The 22565-nt window shown below is 62.3% G+C and carries 24 protein-coding genes and 1 riboswitch; of the genes, 20 read left to right on the top strand and 4 right to left on the bottom strand.

The window, feature by feature from the left end; translation table 11 throughout:
* Positions 1-45: 45 nt before the first annotated feature.
* From MKI86_RS14620 to MKI86_RS14565, 12 genes are all read left to right on the top strand, one after another.
* The gene (locus MKI86_RS14620) at positions 46-591 is read left to right on the top strand and encodes a sigma-70 family RNA polymerase sigma factor (RefSeq protein WP_241601668.1); all 546 of its coding nucleotides are present in this window, start codon (positions 46-48) and stop codon (positions 589-591) included.
* Complete coding sequence (locus MKI86_RS14615; RefSeq protein ID WP_241601667.1) at positions 578-1351, top strand: anti-sigma factor family protein; 774 nt, start codon at positions 578-580, stop codon at positions 1349-1351. Before MKI86_RS14620 ends, MKI86_RS14615 begins: the two co-directional genes overlap by 14 nt.
* A 27-nt stretch (positions 1352-1378) precedes the next feature.
* A complete protein-coding gene (locus MKI86_RS14610) occupies positions 1379-2095 on the top strand; it encodes a Bax inhibitor-1/YccA family protein (protein ID WP_241601666.1) in 717 nt (238 codons plus the stop codon).
* Between the two features lie 134 nt (positions 2096-2229).
* A riboswitch (TPP riboswitch) is annotated at positions 2230-2346 on the top strand.
* Between the two features lie 90 nt (positions 2347-2436).
* On the top strand, positions 2437-4260 hold the full coding sequence (gene thiC / locus MKI86_RS14605) for a phosphomethylpyrimidine synthase ThiC (protein ID WP_241601665.1): 1824 nt from the start codon (positions 2437-2439) through the stop codon (positions 4258-4260).
* A gap of 2 nt (positions 4261-4262) precedes the next feature.
* On the top strand, positions 4263-5243 hold the full coding sequence (thiO, locus tag MKI86_RS14600) for a glycine oxidase ThiO (RefSeq protein WP_241601663.1): 981 nt from the start codon (positions 4263-4265) through the stop codon (positions 5241-5243).
* Positions 5240-5437, top strand: coding sequence for a sulfur carrier protein ThiS (gene thiS, locus MKI86_RS14595; protein ID WP_241601661.1), 198 nt, complete (start codon positions 5240-5242; stop codon positions 5435-5437). The genes thiO and thiS overlap by 4 nt, the downstream gene beginning before the upstream one ends.
* Before the next feature lies 1 nt (position 5438).
* Positions 5439-6212 carry a thiazole synthase gene (locus tag MKI86_RS14590; protein ID WP_241601659.1) on the top strand — a complete coding sequence of 258 codons (774 nt, stop codon included), beginning with the start codon at positions 5439-5441 and terminating at the stop codon, positions 6210-6212.
* Positions 6209-6814, top strand: coding sequence for a thiamine phosphate synthase (locus tag MKI86_RS14585; protein WP_241601657.1), 606 nt, complete (start codon positions 6209-6211; stop codon positions 6812-6814). Before MKI86_RS14590 ends, MKI86_RS14585 begins: the two co-directional genes overlap by 4 nt.
* A gap of 108 nt (positions 6815-6922) precedes the next feature.
* Positions 6923-7630: a fumarylacetoacetate hydrolase family protein gene (locus MKI86_RS14580; RefSeq protein ID WP_241601655.1), complete on the top strand. Its 708-nt coding sequence runs from the start codon at positions 6923-6925 to the stop codon at positions 7628-7630.
* A 134-nt stretch (positions 7631-7764) separates the two neighbouring features.
* Positions 7765-8211 carry a pseudoazurin gene (locus tag MKI86_RS14575; protein ID WP_241601653.1) on the top strand — a complete coding sequence of 149 codons (447 nt, stop codon included), beginning with the start codon at positions 7765-7767 and terminating at the stop codon, positions 8209-8211.
* A gap of 183 nt (positions 8212-8394) precedes the next feature.
* Positions 8395-9063, top strand: a complete 669-nt coding sequence (locus tag MKI86_RS14570; protein ID WP_241601651.1) for an ankyrin repeat domain-containing protein — start codon at positions 8395-8397, stop codon at positions 9061-9063.
* A gap of 74 nt (positions 9064-9137) precedes the next feature.
* Entirely contained in the window at positions 9138-9974 is an 837-nt protein-coding gene (locus tag MKI86_RS14565) for a bifunctional allantoicase/(S)-ureidoglycine aminohydrolase (RefSeq protein WP_241601649.1), read from the top strand.
* Between the two features lie 43 nt (positions 9975-10017).
* Here the strand turns inward: MKI86_RS14565 and MKI86_RS14560 are convergent, their stop codons facing one another.
* Positions 10018-11205, bottom strand: coding sequence for a cyanate transporter (locus MKI86_RS14560; RefSeq protein WP_241601647.1), 1188 nt, complete (start codon positions 11203-11205; stop codon positions 10018-10020).
* 131 nt (positions 11206-11336) lie between these two features.
* Between MKI86_RS14560 and MKI86_RS14555 the strand changes: the two genes are divergently transcribed.
* Complete coding sequence (locus MKI86_RS14555) at positions 11337-12185, top strand: LysR family transcriptional regulator (protein ID WP_241601644.1); 849 nt, start codon at positions 11337-11339, stop codon at positions 12183-12185.
* Between the two features lie 12 nt (positions 12186-12197).
* Here MKI86_RS14555 and MKI86_RS14550 read toward each other — a convergent pair whose 3' ends face one another.
* Positions 12198-12980 (bottom strand): SDR family oxidoreductase, encoded by a 783-nt coding sequence (locus tag MKI86_RS14550; RefSeq protein ID WP_241601643.1) that lies wholly within the window; start codon positions 12978-12980, stop codon positions 12198-12200.
* 134 nt (positions 12981-13114) lie between these two features.
* On the opposite strand from MKI86_RS14550, the gene MKI86_RS14545 reads away from it, so the two are divergent.
* The 4 genes from MKI86_RS14545 to MKI86_RS14530 all read left to right on the top strand — a co-directional run bounded on the left by MKI86_RS14545 (position 13115) and on the right by MKI86_RS14530 (position 14343).
* Positions 13115-13321: a hypothetical protein gene (locus MKI86_RS14545; protein WP_241601641.1), complete on the top strand. Its 207-nt coding sequence runs from the start codon at positions 13115-13117 to the stop codon at positions 13319-13321.
* 12 nt (positions 13322-13333) lie between these two features.
* Positions 13334-13726 (top strand): CBS domain-containing protein, encoded by a 393-nt coding sequence (locus MKI86_RS14540; RefSeq protein WP_241601638.1) that lies wholly within the window; start codon positions 13334-13336, stop codon positions 13724-13726.
* Positions 13723-13986, top strand: a complete 264-nt coding sequence (locus MKI86_RS14535) for a DUF982 domain-containing protein (RefSeq protein WP_241601637.1) — start codon at positions 13723-13725, stop codon at positions 13984-13986. The genes MKI86_RS14540 and MKI86_RS14535 overlap by 4 nt, the downstream gene beginning before the upstream one ends.
* Before the next feature lie 84 nt (positions 13987-14070).
* Positions 14071-14343, top strand: coding sequence for a DUF2934 domain-containing protein (locus MKI86_RS14530; protein ID WP_241601636.1), 273 nt, complete (start codon positions 14071-14073; stop codon positions 14341-14343).
* A 101-nt stretch (positions 14344-14444) separates the two neighbouring features.
* Here the strand turns inward: MKI86_RS14530 and glgX are convergent, their stop codons facing one another.
* Positions 14445-16526, bottom strand: a complete 2082-nt coding sequence (gene glgX, locus MKI86_RS14525; RefSeq protein WP_241601635.1) for a glycogen debranching protein GlgX — start codon at positions 16524-16526, stop codon at positions 14445-14447.
* Positions 16527-16737: 211 nt separating this feature from the next.
* On the opposite strand from glgX, the gene treZ reads away from it, so the two are divergent.
* The 3 genes from treZ to treY all read left to right on the top strand — a co-directional run bounded on the left by treZ (position 16738) and on the right by treY (position 21633).
* Positions 16738-18510, top strand: coding sequence for a malto-oligosyltrehalose trehalohydrolase (gene treZ / locus MKI86_RS14520; RefSeq protein ID WP_370879979.1), 1773 nt, complete (start codon positions 16738-16740; stop codon positions 18508-18510).
* A gap of 67 nt (positions 18511-18577) precedes the next feature.
* Positions 18578-18949 carry a CBS domain-containing protein gene (locus tag MKI86_RS14515; protein ID WP_306424463.1) on the top strand — a complete coding sequence of 124 codons (372 nt, stop codon included), beginning with the start codon at positions 18578-18580 and terminating at the stop codon, positions 18947-18949.
* A 77-nt stretch (positions 18950-19026) separates the two neighbouring features.
* The gene (gene treY, locus MKI86_RS14510) at positions 19027-21633 is read left to right on the top strand and encodes a malto-oligosyltrehalose synthase (RefSeq protein WP_241601633.1); all 2607 of its coding nucleotides are present in this window, start codon (positions 19027-19029) and stop codon (positions 21631-21633) included.
* Positions 21634-21661: 28 nt separating this feature from the next.
* On the opposite strand, the gene MKI86_RS14505 is transcribed toward treY, so the two are convergent.
* Entirely contained in the window at positions 21662-22360 is a 699-nt protein-coding gene (locus tag MKI86_RS14505; protein ID WP_241601632.1) for a GntR family transcriptional regulator, read from the bottom strand.
* Positions 22361-22565: the final 205 nt, after the last annotated feature.

Below are 22565 nucleotides of genomic sequence, written 5' to 3'. Positions count from 1 at the left end.
GGCAATCGATGGAATGGAAGCCGTTCAGCTCTCGTATATTGGGGCATGAACGCAAAGACACCCGGCTTCAACGTGATCGGACAGCTTGCGGCGCTCAGGCGCTACGCACTTTCGCTCGTCCGCAATCCGGATGACGCCGAGGATCTCGTGCACGATGCGCTGGTGAAAGCGTATGAACGGCAGGGCACGTTCCGCACCGGTGCGAATGTTCGCAACTGGTTGATGTCGATCCTGCACAATGCGCATGTGGACCGCTTGCGCCAGCGCCGTTCGATGCAGCGCCGCCACGATGGCGCGGCCGAAGTTGCCGAGACCGCGATACCGGCCAATCAGGATCATTCGGTGCGCCTCACGCAGCTGCGCAACGCCTTCTTCACGCTTCCCGAAGAGCAGCGCGCGGCCCTGCACCTCGTCGCGATCGAGGAGCTTTCCTACCAGGAAGCGGCGACCGCCCTCGGCATTCCCGTGGGAACGCTGATGTCACGCGTCGCCCGGGCGCGCGAGCGCTTGCGCACATTCGAACAAAGCGGCCCGTCCGCGACCGTCACGCATCTCAGGATTGTCGGAGGCACTGGCGATGACCAGCAATGACCCCATCCTCGAAGCCGATCTCAACGCCTATGTCGACGACCAGCTGGCCGTCGGGCGGCGCATCGAGGTGGAAGCCTACCTGTCCGAGCGCCCGGCCGTCGCCGCGCAGATCATGAAGGATTTGCGCGTGCGCGACGAGCTGCGCCTGGCGCTCGCCGACCACCGCACCGTGATCCGGCAGGAGACCCGCGAGGCCGCGCGTCAGCTGGAGCGCTCGCTGTCACGCCGCCGTATGCTTTCGGTGTTCCGCCGGGCCGCCGCGATTACACTCTTCGTGGCGGCCGGCTGGATCGCCCATGCCGTGTTCGGGCCCTTCGGCGCGACCGAGGTCATCGCCTCGGTGCAGCCGCCGGCCTTCGTGGAGGAGGCTGTGCGCGCCCACCGAACGACGCTGCTGCGCGACACGATGGCATCGCAGCCGGAGACGGAGACGTTCGACCGTGCGGAGATCCGCTCGGCCACCGCCATCGTCCTGCCGGACCTGCCGAAAGGCTGGACCGTCCTCGATACGCAGGTCTTCCCCTCGGCCTACGGTCCAAGCGTCGAACTGGTACTGCAACCGGAGGCAAACGAGCGCCTCTCGCTCTTCGCCGTACGCCCGGGTTCGTTTGCCGTGCAGCATGTCCTGCTGTTTCACGCCGACAATGCCCGCGCAGCCTACTGGCAGATCGGCGACGTCGCCTATGCACTGGTCTCCGAAAGCCGCAAGGCCGACGACCTGACACAAACCGCGCGCGACCTTTCGCGCACGCTCTACTGATCAACCGTTTCCATAAGGAGATATGAGATGGAACCCGTACAACAGCGATTTGGCTACGGCGCACAGGCGCAGTCCGCGGCCCTCTTCGACGAAGGCCTGCGCCAGCATATGCTGCGCGTCTACAACTACATGGGCGCCGGTCTGGTCATCACCGGCCTCGTCGCCTTCATCGTCGGCTCGACGCCGGCGCTCTACGTGCCGATCTTCTCGTCGCCGCTTAAGTGGGTGGTGATGCTGGCGCCGCTCGCCTTCGTCTTCTTCTTCTCGTTCAAGATCCAGACGATGTCGGCCAGCACGGCACAGATGACCTTCTGGGCGTTCTGCGCCGTCATGGGCCTCTCGCTCGCTTCGGTGTTCCTCGTCTTCACCGGCATGAGCATCGCCCGCACCTTCTTTATCGCCGCAACCATGTTCGGCGCGACGAGCCTTTACGGCTATGTGACGAAGCGTGACCTTTCGAAGTTCGGCTCGTTCCTGATCATGGGTCTGATCGGCGTCGTGATCGCGTCGATAGTCAACATCTTCCTGGGCTCCAGCGCACTGCAGTTCGCGATTTCGGTGATCGGTATCCTCGTCTTCGTCGGCCTGACGGCTTGGGATACGCAGAACATCAAGTCGCAATATGCCGAGAACATCGACCAGGAATCCCAGCAGAAGATGGCGGTATTCGGTGCGCTCTCGCTCTACCTGAACTTCGTCAACATCTTCCAGCTGCTGCTGAATTTCACCGGCGAACGCGAATAGTTTTCGCGAATGATTTCAAAGGGAAAGGCGGGGCTTTGCTCCGCCGTTTCTTTTTTGTGCGGCGCAAATCAGGTAAGTATAAACTTACCTAAATCACGCATGTTGACAAATCGCCCGGCAGCGGCTTTGCTTAAGGCATTCACCAGGGGGGTCCCGACAAGGGGCTGAGATACTGCTGGCTTTCGCAGCGCAGTGACCCGTTGAACCTGATCCAGTTCATACTGGCGTAGGGACGGTGCAAGCGCTGTGGCAGGACATCCGAGAACCCGGATTCCGTCTCTGCGTTCTTCCATCATTCCGGCTCTAGGACTGGGTCTCCAAACCGAACTTGGAGCCTCACGATGAATATTGCCGCCCAGAAGCTTACCCCGACCGTCACCACCGGCGCTCTGCCTGCCTCGCGCAAAATCCACATTGCCGGTGAACAGCATCCCGAGATCCGCGTGCCGATGCGCGAGATTTCGCTTCACCCGACCTCGGGCGAGCCACCCGTCATCGTCTACGACGCCTCGGGCGCCTATACCGATCCAAACCACATCGTCGCCATCGAAAGCGGCCTGCCGCGGCTGCGCGAAAGCTGGGTCATCGCGCGCGGCGATACCGAAGATTATGAAGGGCGCCACATCCGCCCGGAGGACAACGGCTTTGCAACCGGCGAGCGGCTGACGCCGGAATTCCCCATTCGCAACCGCCCGCGCAGGGCGAAGGACGGCAAGGCTGTGACCCAGCTCGCTTATGCCCGTGCCGGGATCATCACGCCTGAAATGGAATTCATCGCGATTCGCGAAAACCTCGGCCGCAAGGCCGCGAAGGACGCCCTCATCCGTGACGGCGAAAGCTTCGGCGCGCATGTTCCCGATTTCGTCACGCCGGAATTCGTCCGCCAGGAGGTCGCCAGCGGCCGGGCGATCATTCCCGCCAATATCAACCATCCCGAAGCCGAGCCGATGATCATCGGCCGCAATTTCCTGGTGAAGATCAACGCCAATATCGGTAATTCCGCCGTCACCTCCTCCATGGCTGAAGAGGTCGAAAAGATGGTCTGGGCGATCCGCTGGGGCGCCGATACCGTCATGGACCTGTCCACCGGTCGCAACATCCACAACATCCGCGAATGGATCGTTCGCAATTCGCCGGTTCCGATCGGCACTGTGCCGCTCTATCAGGCACTGGAGAAGGTCAACGGCATCGCCGAGGACCTGACCTGGGACGTGTTCCGCGACACGCTGATCGAGCAGGCCGAACAGGGCGTCGATTATTTCACCATCCACGCCGGCGTGCGGCTGCATTACATCCCGCTCACCGTCAATCGCGTCACCGGCATCGTTTCGCGCGGCGGCTCGATCATGGCCAAGTGGTGTCTCCATCACCATCGCGAGAGCTTCCTCTACGAGCATTTCGAGGAAATCTGCGACATCTGCCGCGCCTATGACGTCTCCTTCTCGCTGGGCGACGGCTTGCGACCCGGCTCGATTGCTGATGCCAACGATGCGGCGCAGTTCGCTGAACTCGAAACCCTCGGCGAACTCACGCAGATCGCCTGGGCCAAGGATTGCCAGGTCATGATCGAAGGCCCCGGCCATGTGCCGATGCACAAGATCAAGGAGAACATGGACAAGCAGCTGAAGACCTGCGGCGAGGCCCCGTTCTACACGCTCGGCCCGCTGACCACCGACATCGCGCCTGGCTACGACCACATCACGTCGGGTATTGGTGCGGCGATGATCGGCTGGTTCGGCACGGCCATGCTCTGCTATGTCACGCCGAAGGAGCATCTTGGCCTGCCCGACCGCAACGACGTGAAGGTGGGTGTCATCACCTACAAGATCGCTGCCCATGCCGCCGATCTCGCCAAGGGGCATCCTGCGGCAAAGATCCGCGACGACGCGCTGTCGCGCGCCCGCTTCGAGTTCCGCTGGGAGGACCAGTTCAACCTCTCGCTCGATCCGGAAACGGCCCGTTCGTTCCATGACGAGACGCTGCCCAAGGAAGCACACAAGGTGGCGCATTTCTGCTCCATGTGTGGCCCCAAATTCTGCTCCATGCGCATCTCGCACGACATCCGCGCCGAAGCCCAGAAGGAGGGGCTGGAGGCGATGGCCGCAAAGTTCCGCGAGGGTGGCGATCTCTACATGCCGCTTGGCACGACACCCGCAGGAGAATGACCATGCGCATCCTCGTCAAGGGGGCCGGCGTCGCCGGCCTCACCGTCGCCTGGCAACTCTACCGCCATGGCTTCGATGTAACCGTGCAGGAAAAGGCCGACGCCATCGGCACCGGCGCCTCCGGTTTTGCCGGCGGCATGCTGGCGCCGTGGTGCGAGCGCGAGAGCGCCGAGGAACCGGTCCTCTCGCTTGGGCGGACGGCCGCCGACTGGTGGGAGGCCGCCCTGCCCGGACAGGTCCAGCGTCGGGGCACGCTCGTCGTAGCCGGCGGGCGCGACACGGGCGAACTGGACCGCTTCGCCTCGCGCACCACCGGCTGGGAATGGCTGGACGAGACGGCAATCGGCGCGCTCGAACCGGATCTCGCCGGCCGGTTCCGCAAGGCGTTGTTCTTCCGCGAGGAGGCGCATCTCGATCCGCGTCGTGCACTTTCAGGCCTGACCGCCGCCCTTGAGGAGGCGCGCATGCGCTTCCTCTTCGGCGACAGCAAGGACAAGGGCGCTTTCGACCGTATCGTCGATTGCACCGGCGCAGGCCGTATCGGCCAGCTGCCGGACCTGCGCGGCGTGCGCGGTGAGATGCTTTATCTCGAGACCGAAGAGATAAACCTCTCCCGTCCCGTCCGTCTCCTCCATCCGCGCCACCCGATCTACATAGTGCCGCGCGAGAAAAACCGGTTCATGGTCGGCGCGACCATGATCGAGACGGATGATGCCGGCCCGGTGACGGCCCGCTCGATGATGGAACTGCTGAACGCCGCCTATGCGCTGCATCCCACATTCGGCGAGGCGCGCGTGGCGGAAACCGGCGCCGGTATCCGCCCCGCCTACCCTGACAACCTGCCGCGCGTCACGGCGTTCGGCGACACCATCCATGTCAACGGCTTCTATCGCCACGGCTTTCTGCTGGCGCCCGCCATGGCGGGCGAGGTGGCGCGGCGCCTGCTGGCGGAGGCCCCGCAACCGGAAAGGCTGGCATCATGACCGTCATCATCAACGGCGAGGAACAGGACGTATCGGCGACGACGCTCGCAGCGCTGCTCGATGTCCTCGAATACGAGGGAGAATGGCTTGCGACAGCGGTGAACGGAGAGCTTGTGCACCGCGAGGATCGTGCAGCTTTCACGCTCAGCGAGCGTGACCGGATCGAGATCCTCTCCCCCATGCAGGGAGGCTGACATGCTCACACTCTACGACGTCACCGTCCAGTCCCGTCTTCTGCTGGGCACGGCCCGCTACCCCTCGCCCGCTATTCTTGCCGAAGCCGTGCGGCGCTCGAAGACGGAGATCGTCACCGTATCGTTGCGCCGCGAGACGGCGGGAGGCAAGGCGGGAGGCGCGTTCTTCGAGATGATCCGCGCGCTTGGCGTTCGCGTTCTGCCCAATACGGCGGGATGCCACAGCGTGCGAGAAGCCGTGCTGACAGCGAAGATGGCGCGCGACGTGTTCCGCACCGACTGGATCAAGCTGGAGGTCATCGGCCATCACGACACGCTACAGCCGGATGTCTTCGGCCTCGTCGAGGCGGCACGCATCCTGACGGCGGAAGGGTTCCAGGTTTTTCCCTATACGACAGATGATCTCGTGGTTGCCGAAAAGCTGCTGGAAGCCGGCTGCCGCGTGCTGATGCCCTGGTGCGCGCCAATCGGCTCGGCAATGGGGCCCGTCAATCCGATGGCGCTGCGCAGCTTCCGGGCGCAATTCCCAGACGTGCCGTTGATCGTCGACGCCGGCATCGGTCGCCCATCACATGCGGCAGCGGTGATGGAACTCGGTTACGATGCCGTCCTACTCAACACCGCGGTTGCGAACGCCGGCGATCCGGCCGGCATGGCCGAGGCCTTCGCGCTTGCGCTCAATGCGGGCCGGCTCGCGTACGCAGCCGGCCCGCTCGAACCGCGCGATATGGCCGTTCCCTCCACCCCCGTTATCGGAAAGGCTGTCTTCGCATGAAACTCGATCCATTCTACTTGATCGTCGACAGCGCCGACTGGATCGAGCGCCTCGTTCCTATCGGCGTGAAGCTCGTGCAGTTGCGCATGAAAGATGTGGCTGAGGACGATCTGCGGCAACACATTCGCCGCGCCAAAGCCGTCTGCACCGAACACGGCTGCGTTCTGGTCATCAACGACTACTGGCAGATCGCCATCGAGGAAGGCTGCGGCTTCTTGCATCTCGGGCAGGAAGACCTGGCCGATGCCGATGTTGCAACGATCCGGTCCGCCGGCCTGAAACTTGGCCTGTCGAGCCATGACGAAGCGGAGCTGGAAACCGCACTCGCCGCAAAGCCGGATTACATCGCACTGGGCCCCGTCTGGCCGACGATCCTAAAGAAAATGAAATGGGCGCCACAGGGCGTGGAACGGCTGAAGACATGGAAGGCGCGCATCGGGGAAATGCCGCTCGTCGCTATCGGCGGACTGAACCCCGACCGGCTCGCGGCCGTCTTCGACAACGGCGCGGATATCGCGGCCGTCGTTACCGACATCACGCTGAACGCAGACCCCGAAGCACGCACACGCGAATGGATCGAACGCACGGCACGCCGGCGCTGATCGCCCTCTGAGTTAACTGGCGGGACAGCCGACCGGCATGCTAAAGCCATGACGGTTGCGGCACTGGCCCGCACGTTACGATCCAGGGGAATGCAGGAGACCACGATCATGCAGGACAGCGCAGACCAGCCGACCTATGCGTTCACCCCGGCGACGGTGCCCAGCCTGCCGATAAAGGGGAGCACCACGCGCTTTCCCGTGCACCGAATCTATTGTGTCGGCCGCAACTTCGCCGACCATGCAATCGAGATGGGACATGACCCGAACAAGGAGCCGCCCTTCTTCTTCCAAAAGAACCCGGATACGCTGGGCGCCCCGGAACAGGGCTTTCCCTATCCCTCCGCCAGCAATGACGTTCATCATGAAATCGAACTCGTCATAGCGCTGAAGAGCGGCGGCACGGACATCTCGCCGGAGAGCGCGCTGGATTGCGTCTACGGCTATGCCGTCGGCCTCGACATGACCCGCCGCGATCTGCAGGCGGAGGCCAAGAAGCACGGCCGGCCGTGGGAGGTCGCAAAGGCCTTCGAGCATTCGGCGCCCTGCGGCCCCGTTCATCCCGTCAACGTTATCGGCCATCCGGCCGACGGCTCCATTCGACTCACGGTAAACGGTGCGCCGCGCCAGAACGGCAACCTCAACCAGATGATCTGGAAGACGCCTTACATGATTGCCTATCTCTCCCGTCTTTTCACCCTCCAGCCTGGTGACCTGATTTTTGCCGGCACGCCCGCTGGCGTGGGCGCCATCAGCAGGGGCGATGTCATGGCCGCGCACATCGATGGACTGGACGATATCGTCGTCACGGTGATCTGACAAAAGGCATCTCCTGCGACAGCACGCCACGCCCGAGACCTCCCGCTCGTTTGATCAACGTCAAAGAAGACGATCTCGCGCGGCAGTACCTCTTGGGCATGAACGAGAGACGTTCGTCATCAAGGAGAATTCCAGTGCGTATCATGGCAAAGAGCATCGTCAGCACGGCAGCGGTCATCCTGGCCTTGGCGCTTCCGGCAGCGGCGGCGGATTTCGAAGTGCACATGCTCAACAAGGGGACCGCGGGCGCCATGGTGTTCGAGCCGGCCTTCGTGAAGGTCGCGCCGGGGGACACGGTCACCTTCATCCCGACCGACAAGGGGCACAATGTCGAAACGATCAAGGACATGATCCCTGAGGGGGCTCAAGCCTTCAAGAGCAAGATGAACGAGACCTACAAGGTCACCTTCGACAAGGCCGGCGCTTATGGCGTCAAGTGCACGCCGCATGTCGGCATGGGCATGGTGGGCCTCGTGGTCGTCGGCGACGCGCCAGCCAATCTCGACGCGATCAAGAACGGTAAGCTTCCGAAGAAGGCACGCGAGCGGCTTGATGCGGAGATCGCTGCGGCGGGTCTCTGAAAAAATCCTTTGCGGCGGGGGCTGGACCCGGTGCGGAGCAATCCGTGCCGGGTTTTCTATATAAGGACACAGCGTCCGGGTGAGAGAACTTTCACAATTCGAATGATGGGGATTTATATATTTAATTTTCTAATGCCCCGTGTGCCTGCTAGCTTTCCGACAGACACGTCAACAGGATAGCGCATGCTGAAATCCGTCCTGCTCTTCGCCTGGCTTTTTCTTGCAGCGCTTTGCCATCCCCTTCTCGCCGCCGGAAACGCCATGACCTCCGACCTTCATAAAGCTGCCGCCGCCAACGACGCCGCGGCAATCGCAGCGCTTCTGAAAGAGGGAGCGGAGATCGATGCACGCGATGAGAGCGGCGCAACCCCACTGCTCGTGGCGACGCACGGCAACAAGGTGGATGCCGCACGAGCCCTCATCGAGGCCGGTGCCGATGTGAACGCCAAGGACGAGATCAGCGACAGCCCCTATCTGTATGCAGGCGCGCGCGGCCATCTAGACATTCTGAAGTTGACGCTCGCCTATGGCGCCGACCTCAAGAGCATCAATCGCTATGGCGGCACCGCTCTCATCCCGGCCGCCGAACGCGGCCATGTCGAGACGGTCGACACACTTATCAAGGCCGGCGTCGATGTCGACCACATCAACCGCCTCGGCTGGACGGCGCTTCTGGAGGCGATCATCCTCAGCGACGGCGGCCAGCGCCATGTCGATATCGTCGACCTGCTGATCAAGGCCGGGGCGAATGTTGATCTTGCCGACAATGACGGCGTGACGCCGCTCGCCCATGCCCGCAGCCGCGGCTATGGCGCCATCGTGGCGCTGCTGGAAAAAGCCGGCGCGACTTGACGGCTGCGTGAGACCGCCAAAGCGATATTCGCGGCAAGACTGAACACACTTGAAGCCAGGGGCCTGAAACGACGATGCAACGCAACTACTATTCCTCTCTCGGCGGCCATCCGCCGCAAAGCGACCTGCTGACCGGGCGCGCCGTGTTCACCGAAGCCTATGCGGTGATCCCGAAGGGCGTGATGCAGGACATCGTCACGAGCTACCTGCCCTTCTGGAACGACACGCGTCTCTGGGTCATTGCCCGCCCGCTTTCCGGCTTCGCCGAGACCTTCTCGCAATACATCATGGAAGTGGCACCGGGCGGCGGCAGCGACCGGCCGGAGCAGGATCCGGACGCCGAAGGCGTGCTCTTCGTCGTCGACGGCGCGGTGGAACTGACGCTGCCCTCCGGCAAGCATGTTCTCCAGCCGGGTGGCTACGCCTTTCTGCCGCCGGGCCTCAAATGGTCGCTGCACAACCGCTCGGGCGCACATGCCCGCTTCCACTGGATCCGCAAGGCCTATGAGGCCGTCGAAGGCCTGCCCCATCCCGAACCGCTGATCCTCAACGACAAGGACGTTACACCCAACGCGATGCCCGGCACGAACGGCGGCTGGGCGACGACCCGCTTCGTCGACCCCGCCGACCTGCGCCACGACATGCATGTGACGATCGTCACGCTTCAGCCGGGTGCCGTCATCCCCTTTGCCGAAACGCATGTCATGGAGCATGGCCTCTATGTGCTGGAGGGCAAGGCTGTCTATCGCCTCAATCAGGACTGGGTGGAGGTCGAGGCCGGCGATTTCATGTGGCTGCGCGCCTTCTGCCCGCAGGCCTGCTATGCAGGCGGCCCCGGCCCGTTCCGTTATCTCCTCTACAAGGACGTCAACCGCCACATGGCGCTCCGTCCCGGCGGCCTGCGCCGCTAACGTCGAGGCATCCGATCCCACCCGCGCCTCCCGGCGCGGGCTTTCATGACGTTGACGGCATGGCCTGCGGGTAGGATCGCGGATCGAGGCGCAGGTAAAGCAGGGCGGTCACCAGCACGCAGCCAAGATGCAGCGCCCAGCCGGCGGCAAATCCGCCCGTCCAGTCGTGCAGAACCGCCATTGCGTAAGGCCCGAGCGCTGCGATGAGAAAGCCGCCGCCCTGCATCAGCGCCGCCAGAGCGCCGGCCTGTTCGGGCCGCGGCAGATGATCGAGTGCCGCAACGATGGCCAGCGCGAAACCGCCACCAAGGCCCGCACCGCACAAGCCAGCCCAGACAGCCGGTGCGGCGGCGGGAATGGCGGAAAGACCGGCAAACCCCGCGGCCTGCAAAGCGATGGTGAGAAAGAGCCACCCGCGGCGATCGACATTGCTTCGCGCCAGCGCCGGGAGCCCCAGCGCGGCAACGGCCTGACACACAGCCATGACAGCGACGAGGCTGCTGCTGTCGCCACTCGTCCAGCCCTGCGCCTGATAATAGGGCGAGAGCCAGGCGATCATCGAGGTATAGCCAGCATTGATGAGGCCGAAAGCCGCCATCAGCAGCCAGGTGCGAGGCCGTCTCAACAAATGCTGCGTGAGCGCGGCGTCCGGCTTGCGCGAGCGCACGTCCGGCAGGATGCGCCAGGCTGCGGCAAGAGCGATCGCGACCGGCACCGCAAGCCAGGCGAGCGCTATCCGCCAGCTGTAGCCTGCCTGCATGAAGACCGGCATCAGTCGCGCCCCGAAGGCGCCGCCCGCCATGATCATCGCCGAGTAGAGACCCGTGACGACCGGCACGCTCGCCGGGAAGGACGCCTTGATGATGCCCGGAAAGGCCGCCTGTATGAAGGCGACGCCGATACCGCACAGCGCCGCCGTCAGGATAAGCGAGATGCCATCCTGGGCACCGAGACGCAATGCAGAGCCGGCAAGAAGAACGAGGAGCGCAATCAGCAGGCCACGGCGTGTTCCAATCCGCGCCTGAAGGCCCGGCGCGGCGAAAGCGCCAAGCCCCATCAGCAGCATCGGCAGCAGGGTCAGCATGGCAATGCCACCGTAGCCGAGACCGGTATCGGCAACGATATCGGCAAGCAGCGGGGCCGGCGCAGCAAGAAATGGCCGCAGATTGAGACCGATAAGAACCACCAGAACCAGCATGGGTATATCAAGTCCGGGGCGTGGCTGCGTCATGTCTGGTTTCTCGTACGGAAGGATACATCAGGGGAATGTCCCCGGCATATCGGACAGCGCTATCATTCGCTTGAATCATGCGCAAATTAGATGTTCAGATAGATATCATTCTCGATTGCGATGGAGATGCTATGCTTGATCCGCGCCTTCTCCGGGCCTTCGTGGCCATCGCCGATTCCGGCAGCTTCACGGCCGCAGCCGACCGGCTGCACATGACCCAGTCGACCATGAGTCAGCAGATCGCGCGTCTCGAGGAAGCCGTCGGCCGCCCGCTGGTTGATCGCGGTGCGCGGCCGGTGCGCCTCACCGTCACCGGCGAGCGCCTGCTGGGCCATGCCCGGCGCATCCTGACGCTGCAAACGGAAGCGCTGACGCTGGTGGCGGAGACATCTGGCACGACCTCCGTGCGCATCGGCATGCCTGATGATATCGCGACGCCCGAAATGGCGCGCGCTTTCGCCGCCTTTACAAGGCGTCACAAGGAGGCCCGCCTCGATGTCACGACGGGCTTGCGCTCGGATTTGACGCGGCGCTACCGCTCGGGTGAACTGGATATCGTTGTTTTGAAGGAGGACACGCCCAGTCCAGACAGCTGGGCAAGCTTCGTCGAACCCATCGCCTGGTTCACCGCAAGCGACGCGCCGTCCGAGCGATCCGATCCGGTGGCGCTTGTCACCTTCCCGCCGGGCGGGCTCTATCGTGATGCGATGTTCGAACGGTTGGAGCGCGAGCACCGGCGCTGGTACGTCGCCTTCACCTCCGCAAGCCTGCGCAACGTGCTGATGGCGGTTGAAGCCGGGCTTGGCCTCTCGCTTCTGCCGATTGATGCGACGAAGGGATGGCGCGTGGAACAGATCGCCGATATCGGACCGGAGCCGCCGGTCGTCGCCTCGCTCTATGCCTGGGAACGCACCGGCATCGTGGGCGAACTCGCTCACGAGGTCCTGGATATCCTCGAGCGACATTTTCTACGCCCGTGATCCCGTAAAAGGCTACCGCAGCAGGCCCTGCCCGCCATCGATCCACAAAAGCGTGCCGGTAATGTGGCGCGCCTTGGAAGAGGCAAGAAACAGGATGGAGTCCGCGACGTCATCCGCCGTCCCCGGTTTGCCGCGCGAAACGGGAATATCGCCTTCGGGCCAGACCACCGGAATGCCCGACGTTCCTGCCGCACGCTGATCCGTGTTGTCATCGATGCTCGTTTCGATGGCCCCGGGGCAGACGGCATTAACGCGGATACCGTCCTTGCCGAGCTCCAGCGCCAGCTGCTGTACCATGGCCAGTTGTGCCGCCTTGGTCGCAGAATAGGCAAGTGCGCCGGGCGTCGTGAAGGTGCGGGTGCCGTTGATCGAGGAGACGACGATGATGGCGCCCTCAGCTGCCTTCCTCAAATGCGGCACCGTCAGATGCAGCGTCAGGAAGGTGCCGCGCAGATTGATGGCAATGGTTTCGTCCCACTCGGCGGGTTTCAGATCGTCAATCGGCGCCCACACGCCGTTCACGCCAGCATTGGCGACGACGATATCAACGCCGCCGAAAGCATCGACGAGGGCCTCGACCGCACCGCGCATAGAGGCCTCATCTCTCACGTCGGCAACGAGCGGCAGCACAGATCCGCCAAGCGAACGAATCTCGGCCGCGACGCTCTCGAGCTCTTCGGGCGTGCGCCCAAGCACGCCCACGCTGGCGCCATGGCGCGCGAAGGCACGGGCAGATGCCCTGCCGATGCCGGATCCACCGCCGGTAACCAGGGCGACCTTGTCGGCAAAAAGCATCGGCTATTCCTTTCCGTAAAAACGTAACATGAGGCACAATGCCTCGCGGGCTGGTGGGTTCCCGGAATTATCGCGGAACCAAGCCGAACGCATCGCGTTAAGATCCGTCACCAACCATTTGGCAGGAGTGCACCGTGCGCCAGAAGAAAAAGCCGCTCGCCCGTAGACCCGAGGTTGATCGTGAGACGGACCCGCGCAAGGCGTATGCAAGGCGCAACGCGCTCGAACCACAAGTCATGATGCCGCATCGCTCCGACATACCGCTCGCTCGGCCGGAAAGGGACGAAGTCATCGTGCCCGCCATGGTGACCGGCAAGAGCCTCATCAGCGGCCGTCACTGAGAGGGCGTGCAGATGAAGGTGAAGGACGTCATGTCGGCGCAGATCGTCACCGTTTCGCCCAGCGACACGGCGCAATCGGCTGCTCGGCTGATGCTTGAAACCGACGTGGGCGCTCTGCCCGTCGAAGTCCCGGGTGTTGGCGCCATCGTCGGCATCATCACGGATCGCGATATCGTCCTTTCGGTTCTCGCCCGCGGACTGTCCACCTCAACCACAATTGCAGAGTTCATGACCGTCTCGCCCGAGGTTTGCAACGAACAGGACGATACGGACGCCGTTGCCGATCGCATGCGCGAACGGGGCGTGCGCCGCCTCGTGGTGGTGAACGCAGACCACCGCGTGGTCGGCATCGTGAGCCTTGTCGATCTTTCCTCGGACGAACCCGAGAAGGAGAAATGGCAATGACGATCTTCCCCATCGACCGACTGTGGGATGAAGCCGTCGTGCTCGAAGGCGACAGGCAGATGTTGCGCGTTCAGAGCACACGCGACGCGCTGCTGTGCCTCAAGAACCACTGGCCCATCGACCGCACAGATGCCGTGTCGGCGGCCATGAGTGCGTGTGAACAGGGGTTGCAGAGCGATGAGGATCCGACACGCGCGCGGCAAGCCCTGATAGACGCGGCAAAGGAAGCCGGCTTCCGCGTCAATTCCTGGACGACATAAAGACGCAGCAAGGCGGAGGCATAATCCGCAGCAGACTGACGAGCATACATCATCCAAATCATTGCCATCCGAAGGAACAAGTTCGTGAACGAAGAACGCCAGGAATGGATCAACAAACGCGCCTACAGCCTTTGGGAACAGCACGGTCGAGAGCATGGTCACGACCAGCAACATTGGGAACAGGCAACACGGGAACGTGACGAGCTAGAGCGGATCGCCCTCCCCCATCATCTCAAGAGGAGCGGATCGGGCGAAGTGGACGACGCGACCCGAAAGGCCATCAACGGCACACGCAACACGACCGCTGCTCCGACAAGAAAATCCAGGCCCGCCGCTGACCGCGGCAACGCTGTCTAATTCATCCGTTAGCGATAAAAAACACCGACTGCGGCAGGCTGCAGTCGGTGTTTTTATGTCCGGTCTAAATGTGAAATAAGGTCTTTCTTTCCTTCGAACGCTTAGGCGGGTTCGAAGGCTGCAACACTGGCGCCATAGACCATAGCGGGGCTTTCAGCGGGATGTTCTGCAAAGCCTTCCTCTGTCGCGCCAGTGTCCAGCACCCGCTTCCATTGCTGGATGCCGTTCACATCCGGCAGTTTGACCTCGCAGTCCCCGCCGGCGTTGAACACCAGGAAGAGCTGATCAGCGCGATCGCCATCCACGGACTTGCAAAGAAAGAGCCCGAGCGTCCGAAGTTCGGCATCCTGCCAAGTGGCATCGTCCATCTTTGCCCCGTCCGGCCGGTACCAGCCGATCTCCACTGTGCCGTCTTCTGCGGGTTCGCCGGTCAGGAACCGCTCCTGCCGAAGGGCGGGATGGGCCTTGCGTAAGGCGATTGCACCCTTGCAGAATGCCAGGAATGGATCGTCCAAGCCGCTCCAGTCGGTCCAGCCGATCTCGTTGTCCTGGCAATAGGCATTGTTGTTGCCGCCCTGGCTGTTGCCGAGTTCATCGCCGCCAAGCAGCATCGGCACGCCCTGGCTGAGCATCAGCGTCGCAACCATGTTGCGCCGGCGACGGTCGCGGGCGGCTCGGATATCCTGATCGTCCGTCGGGCCTTCCGCGCCCATATTGTGCGAGTGGTTGTCGGAATGACCGTCGCGGTTGTCCTCGCCATTCGCATCATTGTGCTTCTGGTCGTAGGAAACCGTGTCCATGAGGGTGAAACCGTCATGGGCGCTGAGGAGATTGACCGACGACGTTGCGCCACGGTCGGAATGGTGGAACTGCTGGGCTGATCCGGTGAGGCGTGCAGCGACACCGGGCACGAGCCCGCCGTCCCCCTTCCAGAAACGACGGATGTCGTCGCGACACTTGTCGTTCCATTCGCGGAACGGATGGGGAAAGCCGCCGACCTGATAGCCGCCGTCGCCGACGTCCCACGGTTCAGCGATCAGTTTCACGCCCGACAGGATCGGGTCCTGCCGGATCGCATCGAAGAACGTGCCTTCACGGTCGAATTCGATATGCCGCGTGCGGCCGAGCGTGCTGGCGAGGTCGAAGCGGAATCCGTCGACATGCATCACGCCAACCCAGTAGCGCAGGCTGTCCAGCACCATGCGCAACACCATCGGATGCGAGACGTTGACCGTATTGCCTGTCCCCGTCGTATCGTAGGAGTGACGCGGATCATCAGGCGAAAGGCGATAGTAGCTGAGATTGTCGAGGCCGCGGAAACTCAAGGTCGGCCCCCGCTCGGAACCCTCGGCTGTGTGATTGTAGACCACATCCATGATCACCTCGATGCCGGCGGCGTGGAAGCGTTTCACCATTGTCTTGAATTCGGTGACGGCGCCCGACGAAAGGAAGCGCGGCTGCGGGGCAAAGAATCCGAGCGTCTGATAGCCCCAATAGTTGCGCAGGCCTTTTTCCAGGAGGAAACGGTCATCAGGGAAGTACTGGATCGGCAGCAGTTCGATGGCGGAGATGCCGAGATCGACAAGATGCTCGATGACAGGATCGCTTGCCATGCCGAGGAATGTGCCGCGCAGCTCGTCCGGTACGCCGGGATGGGTCATCGTCAGGCCGCGCACATGGGTTTCGTAAATGATGGTGTCGGTCCAGGGCCGACGAATGGCAGCGTCCCCTGCCCAGTCGAACTCAAGGTTCTGCACCACCCCCTTCACCATGAAGGGCGCGCTGTCGCGATCATCGAAGGACAAGTCCTCTTGCGGATCACCGACCTTGTAGCCGTAGAGCGCATCGTCCCACTGAAGTTCACCCGTCACCTGCTGGGCATAGGGATCGAGCAGCAGCTTGTTGGGGTTGAAGCGGTGCCCGGCCTTCGGATCGTACGGCCCATGGGCCCGATATCCGTATAGCGTGCCGGGCTGAAGCCCTGCGATGTAACCGGACCATATATCACCCTCGCGCTTCGGCAGCGCCAGACGCGCGGTCTCCTCTTTTCCGTCATCGCTGAAAAGGCAGAGTTCGATCTGTTCAGCATGGGCGGAAAAGACTGCAAAATGCGTGCCCTCGCCCGTAAAAGCGGCACCAAGCTCGGGTTTCATGAAATCGAGCTCGGAAAACGAATAACTCATGTCGTGTGTCCCCTTCATTCGGCCGGCGGCATCGCGGGGGAGTCAGTTGCCGCCCAGCGCGAAGTCCCGAGGAAATTTAAAATGTGCTCGTGTGCGGTGCTGGAGGCAGTCGGAAGAGCGATGGTGCAACGCGAAAAGAGCCGGATTGTTCCGGAACATTTGACGCCGGCCCCGGTTGCATCCGTGCTCTGAACCGAAGAGGAAGGCAGCGATGACACCATCACCGACGCGACGAACATGGGGGCCGAGCATAACGGAGGATGGCAGCGTACGGTTTAGACTATGGGCCCCTGCTGAGGATACGGTCACACTGATTGCGGGCGAGCAGGAAATAGCCATGCATGCGCAAGCGGATGGGTGGCACGAGGTAGCAACCGACCTCGTTCGACCGGGATCAGCCTACCTCTACCGTCTCCCAGACAACACCGAAATAGCCGACCCGGCATCCCATGCACAGCTGGCAGAGATCGAAGGCCCTTCCGTTGTCGTGGACCACAAAAGCTACGTCTGGCGTAATTCAGGCTGGAGAGGACGGCCCTGGGAGGATGCCGTCATCTATGAACTTCATATCGGCACGTTCACGCCGCAGGGCACCTTTCGTTCAGCGATCGAACGCCTGCCGCATCTGCACGATATCGGCATCACGGCCATCGAGATCATGCCGGTCGCGCACTTCGCAGGCACACGCGGCTGGGGCTATGACGGTGTGCTGCATTACGCACCGCACCCTGCATATGGCACGCCCGACGACTTGAAGGCCCTGGTGGATGCGGCGCACGGCCACGGCATCATGGTTCTGCTGGACGTGGTCTATAATCACTTCGGTCCGATCGGAAACATGTTGCACCGCATCGCTCCTCCCTTCTTCCACCCTGAACGACACACGCCCTGGGGCGCGGCGCTCGCTTTCGAAAGAGAGGCGGTGCGACGTTACTTCATCGATAACGCGTTGCACTGGCTGATCGACTATCGCTTCGACGGCCTGCGTTTTGACGCCACCGAAGAGATTATCGACGACAGTGAAGACCATGTCCTTCTCGAAATGGCGACCACCATCCGGCAGACCGTCACCGATCGACAGGTCCATCTCGTCGTAGAGGACCAGACGAAACGCAAGAGCCTGCTGAACCGCGACAGCGGCGATGCCGGTTACTATACGGCGGGCTGGAATGACGTGTTCCACCACACGCTGCACATCATCGCTACACGGGAAGAAAGCGGCCACTATGCCAGGTATAGTGAGGACACGGATGACGTGCTGCGTCGTGCGACGGCCCGGGGTTTCGTCGCGGAGGATCGGGAAGGCGACGGGACCGGCCCGCTGCCGCAAAAGCCGCTGCCGCAGCAGGTCAATGTCAATTTCCTGCAAAACCACGACCAGGTCGGCAACCGAGCCTTCGGCGAGCGCCTGCCCACGCTGACCGATCCCGTACTGCACCGGGTCATGAGTGCCCTTCTGTTTCTCGCGCCACCTGTTCCGATGCTCTTCATGGGCGAGGAATTCGGCGAGAGCCGCCCCTTCCTGTTCTTTGCGGATTTCGATGGCGAGCTTGCCGAAGCCACACGGGCGGGTCGCATCGACGAGGCCAAGAAATTCGGCGGCCTGCCGGAAGGCAAGACAGCAGACGACCTGCCGGACCCGAACGACGAGACGACATTCCTCGCCTCCAAGCTCGACTGGGAACATGCCGCGTCGCCAGAAGGGCGGCGACATTCCGAGTTCGTGCGCTCCCTCGTTCGGCTTCGACAGGACAAGATCAGACCACTGCTCATGGTGGGCGAGGCGCCTGAGCCGCGGATTCTGGCTGCAGAGCCGGGAATTCTTGCCATTGACTGGCGCTTTGCCGAACAGACCCTTTCCATTCGCGCAAACCTCACACACGGCACCGGGACCTGGCCACCGTTGTCCGGCGAGACGATTTTCGAGATTCCGGCGGTAAACGGTGCCGGTCCCTCCATTGCCATCTCGATCCGTCAGACATGAAGGGTCGTGGAACAAAATCAGCCGTTTATCTGTTTGTTTATGTCGGGAGTTCGATCGCGAGGCCGCAATGCACATCCACGAGATCATGAGTCGTCACATCCACCTTGTACGGCCGGAGGAAACCTTGCAGTCGGCCGCGGCCATCATGGCGGAGCGTGACGTCGCATTTCTGCCCGTCGTCGATGCGAGCGGCCTCGTGGGCACGTTGACGGACCGCGACGTGATCCTGCGCGCTGTCGCCCCCGGTTTGAATGCGGAAACCACACTCGTCTCGGACATCATGACCACGGATATCACCTATTGTTTCGATGACGAGTCGGCGAGCACGGTGCTGGCCAACATGCTGGCGCTACACCTGCGCCGGATCGCCGTCCTCGACCGTCAGAACCGGTTGACCGGTGTCGTTTCGCGGTCGGATTTTGCTCGACACAACCTTTAAAAGGCGAACGGAACAAAGCGGTCCTGCACGCGTTTAACGCCGCCAATCTGGCGTTCACATCGGCGATCAAGGACAGAATGACCCGCCTTCTATCGACCTATCGCCTCCAGTTTCGCAACGGCATGACCTTCGGCAAAGCCGCTAGGCTCGTGCCCTATCTCCATGCACTCGGCATCAGCCATCTTTACGCGTCACCCTTGATGACGGCCGTCAGCGGCTCGACACATGGCTACGATGCCACGCGGGTTGACGAAATCGATCCGGCGCTCGGCGGTATCGAGGGCCTGCGGCAGCTGGCAGCCGAACTTCGTGCATACGGCATGGGTCTCATCCTCGACATCGTGCCGAACCACATGGCCGCAAGCCTGGAAAATCCATGGTGGCGAAGCGTCGTCGTCTGGGGATCAGAAAGCCCTTTTGCGCATCATTTCGACATCGACTGGTCTGAGAAGCTCACCCTCCCCTTCCTTGGCAACGACTTTGCCGAGGAACTGGCGAATGGAACGATATCGCTCGCGCTGGAGCCTGGCTTCGATGCCTTGGCAATTCGCTACCACGACAGTTATTACCCGCTTCATCCCGGAACCTACCGCGATGTGCTCGAAGCAACCGACGTATTCTTCACGAACTCCACGGCTTCAACAGACCCGCAAGGTCGCGCGATCCTTTCTGCCGCCCTCGCACCGGAGACGGCCCGCGTCTATCTTGAGACGCAGTTGGCAGACATCTCATCCGCCCCCTCCCGCATCGCCGCAATTCACGATGCGCAGCCATGGCGACTGGTGAACTGGAAGACGGCGAGCGAGAACCTCAGCTACAGGCGCTTCTTCGAGATCGCAGGCCTCGCTGGCCTGCGCGTCGAGGATGAGCGCGTCTTCACGGACAGCCACCGCCTGATCCTCGAACTCGTGCAAGACGGCACCATCGACGGGCTGCGGATCGACCATATTGACGGCCTTGCGGATCCGCAGGGCTATCTTGAGCGCCTGCGCGCGGCAGTCGGGCCGGAGACCATCATCCTTGTCGAGAAAATCCTGGAAAGACAGGAGCAGCTGCCGTCCGACTGGCCGATCGCCGGCACGACGGGATACGAATTCATCGCAGCACTCGCCGACGCCTTTGCCGATGAAAAGGAAGAGGGCAGACTGACGGCAGCCTTCAACGCGTTAAAGGGCGACGACGATCGTCATGCCTATTCGGATGAGATGTACGCCTGCAAGCGGCAGATGCTGGCGGACAATTTCCGTGGGGAAGTGCGCCGCCTTGGCGGGTTTGCCAAGCGCGTGGCCGACTGCCTGAGCGCCGATTTCTCTCGCAGCGCGCTGACCGAGGCCATCTGCGCCGTTATCATCGCCCTCCCGGTTTATCGCACCTATCTCGCATCCGGGCAAAGTATCGACCGGCGCGATCATGAAATCCTGGCAACGGCGCGTTGCGAAGCGCAGGCGCGGGTGCGACCGGAGGTGCGCGAGGCGATCGACCTCATCTGGGAGCTGCTGACCGACGACAAGACTTGCGAGAAGATACCTGAATGCACCGAGTTCCGCACGCGTTTCCAGCAGTTGACCGGCCCCATCATGGCCAAGGCACTTGAGGACACCCTATTCTACCGCGAAAATGCCTTCATCGCCCTCAACGAGGTTGGCGGCGATCCGGGGCATCCTCCTGGCGGACCGGCTGCATTCCACACCGCGATGCAGGATCGCGCACAAAACTGGCCTTTCGGCCTCTCGGCGACCTCCACGCACGATACAAAACGCGGCGAAGATGCGCGCGCCCGCCTCTACACTTTGAACGAGGCACCCGAAGCGTGGATTTCGGCGACGCAGCGCTGGCACGCTCTGTCAGGCCGGGCAAGACGAGAAGCACCGGCTGCCGATACGCAATGGCTGATCTACCAGGCTCTTGCCGGCGCGTGGCCGATCGGTGGATGCGGTGACCGTGCTGCAATGGACGCGCTGCCGGAACGCATGCAGGCCTATGTCGAGAAGGCGCTTCGTGAAGCGAAGAGACAGACGAACTGGAGCGAGCCGGATCGCGAGTACGAGGCCAGCGTCACCGGTTTTGTGGAGGATTTGCTATCGGATAAGGCATTTATCGACGATTTCACCCGGACGCTTTCGCCATTCATCGATGCCGGCCTGTCCAACGCCCTCGCCCAGACCCTGGTGAAGCTGACGGCGCCGGGCGTTCCCGACATATACCAGGGAAGCGAGCGCAGCGATTTCTCGCTGGTCGATCCAGACAACAGGGCAACCCTCGCGACAGAATCCCTGCGGATACCCGCTAAGCCCGCTCCGTCGCGAGCGCATTTTTCCAACTACAAGCAATGGCTGACGGCAAAGGTGCTTGCCTGCCGGCGCCAGTCCGCAGAGGTCTTTAACGGCCCCTACCAAGCCCTCGCGCTCTCTAATGGCCGACATCAAGCCTTGGCATTCCTGCGGGGAGACACGGACGATTTTGCCATCACCGTGGTCCCGCGCCTTGTTTTTGGGAAAATGGACATGGACACACTGTGCCTGTCAGAAGCGGCGACCCGAGACTTATCGCTTACGATTCCACGCGTATTCGAAGGCCGCACGGTGCGCTCGGCCCTCGATGACAGGACTTTCACGCTGGGCAGTTCGTTACCGCTTTCGGAGATCTTCCGGACGGATCCGGTGGCGCTTCTGCTTTCGGCATAGCGCAACCGCTACCGGCCTTGTGACCGGCTCAGCCCTTTGCAAAAAGCTGGACAAGATCCACCGCACCGGTCTCTGGGGAACCAAGCCGGAGATGGCTTTCGATATGGCGCAGGTGAAGCGTCATCATCCACGCCGCCTTTTCGGCGTCCCTTGTGTGGAAAGATCCGACAATGGCCGCGTGGTCGTCGTCGCGACAGTTGCTGACACCGGGCGCCCCGAAGATCCCAATGATCAGCGACGTCCGCGTCACCAGCTCCTTCATCGTGCGCAGGAGAACGGCATTGCCGGCGATCTGCGCCATCAGGGTATGAAACTGACCGGACAGGCGGATGGCATCGTGCCGGTGCCGCTCCTTATGGGCGACATATTCCATTTCGAGATGCCGGTTGAGCTGGGCTATGTCTTCGTCCGTCGCTCGCTGGACGGCAAGCCGGGCAATGTTGGGCTCCAGAGCCAGGCGCGCCTCGAAGACTTCGCGCGCCTGCTCGGCGGTCGGAGAGGCAACGAAGGCGCCGCGATTGGCGTGCAGTTCCACGACTTCGCGGCTTGCCAGCAGAAGCAGGCTGCGGCGAATGCGCATGCGTCCGACGCCGAACGCCTCGCACAGCGCGGACTCGGAAAGCTTCGTGCCCGGGGGCAATCTCTGCTCGATCACCGCTTCGAAAATGCGATCGACAATATCGCTCTCGTCCGCCTCGACCAGGTCGTCCCTGTCTACATTCACCACCGAATTCACCTCATGCGCCTCGGGATCGCATATCACTAAATAGGTCCGATTTGGTTCACCAACAAGCGCCCATTTCGTCGACACGGCGCTCGTTGATTTGTTTACACCCACTTGACAAGATTGTTAACAATACGCTCAATGACTGGGCCAAGGCTGAGCATGACCGCCATTAGCGGCCCGCTTGCCGATAGAAAATAATCAATGG

This window comes from Shinella sedimenti (genome assembly GCF_022601905.1).
Classification (GTDB): domain Bacteria; phylum Pseudomonadota; class Alphaproteobacteria; order Rhizobiales; family Rhizobiaceae; genus Shinella; species Shinella sedimenti.
Note: the sequence above shows the minus strand (reverse complement) of the source record. Positions and strands in the feature narration are given on the sequence as shown.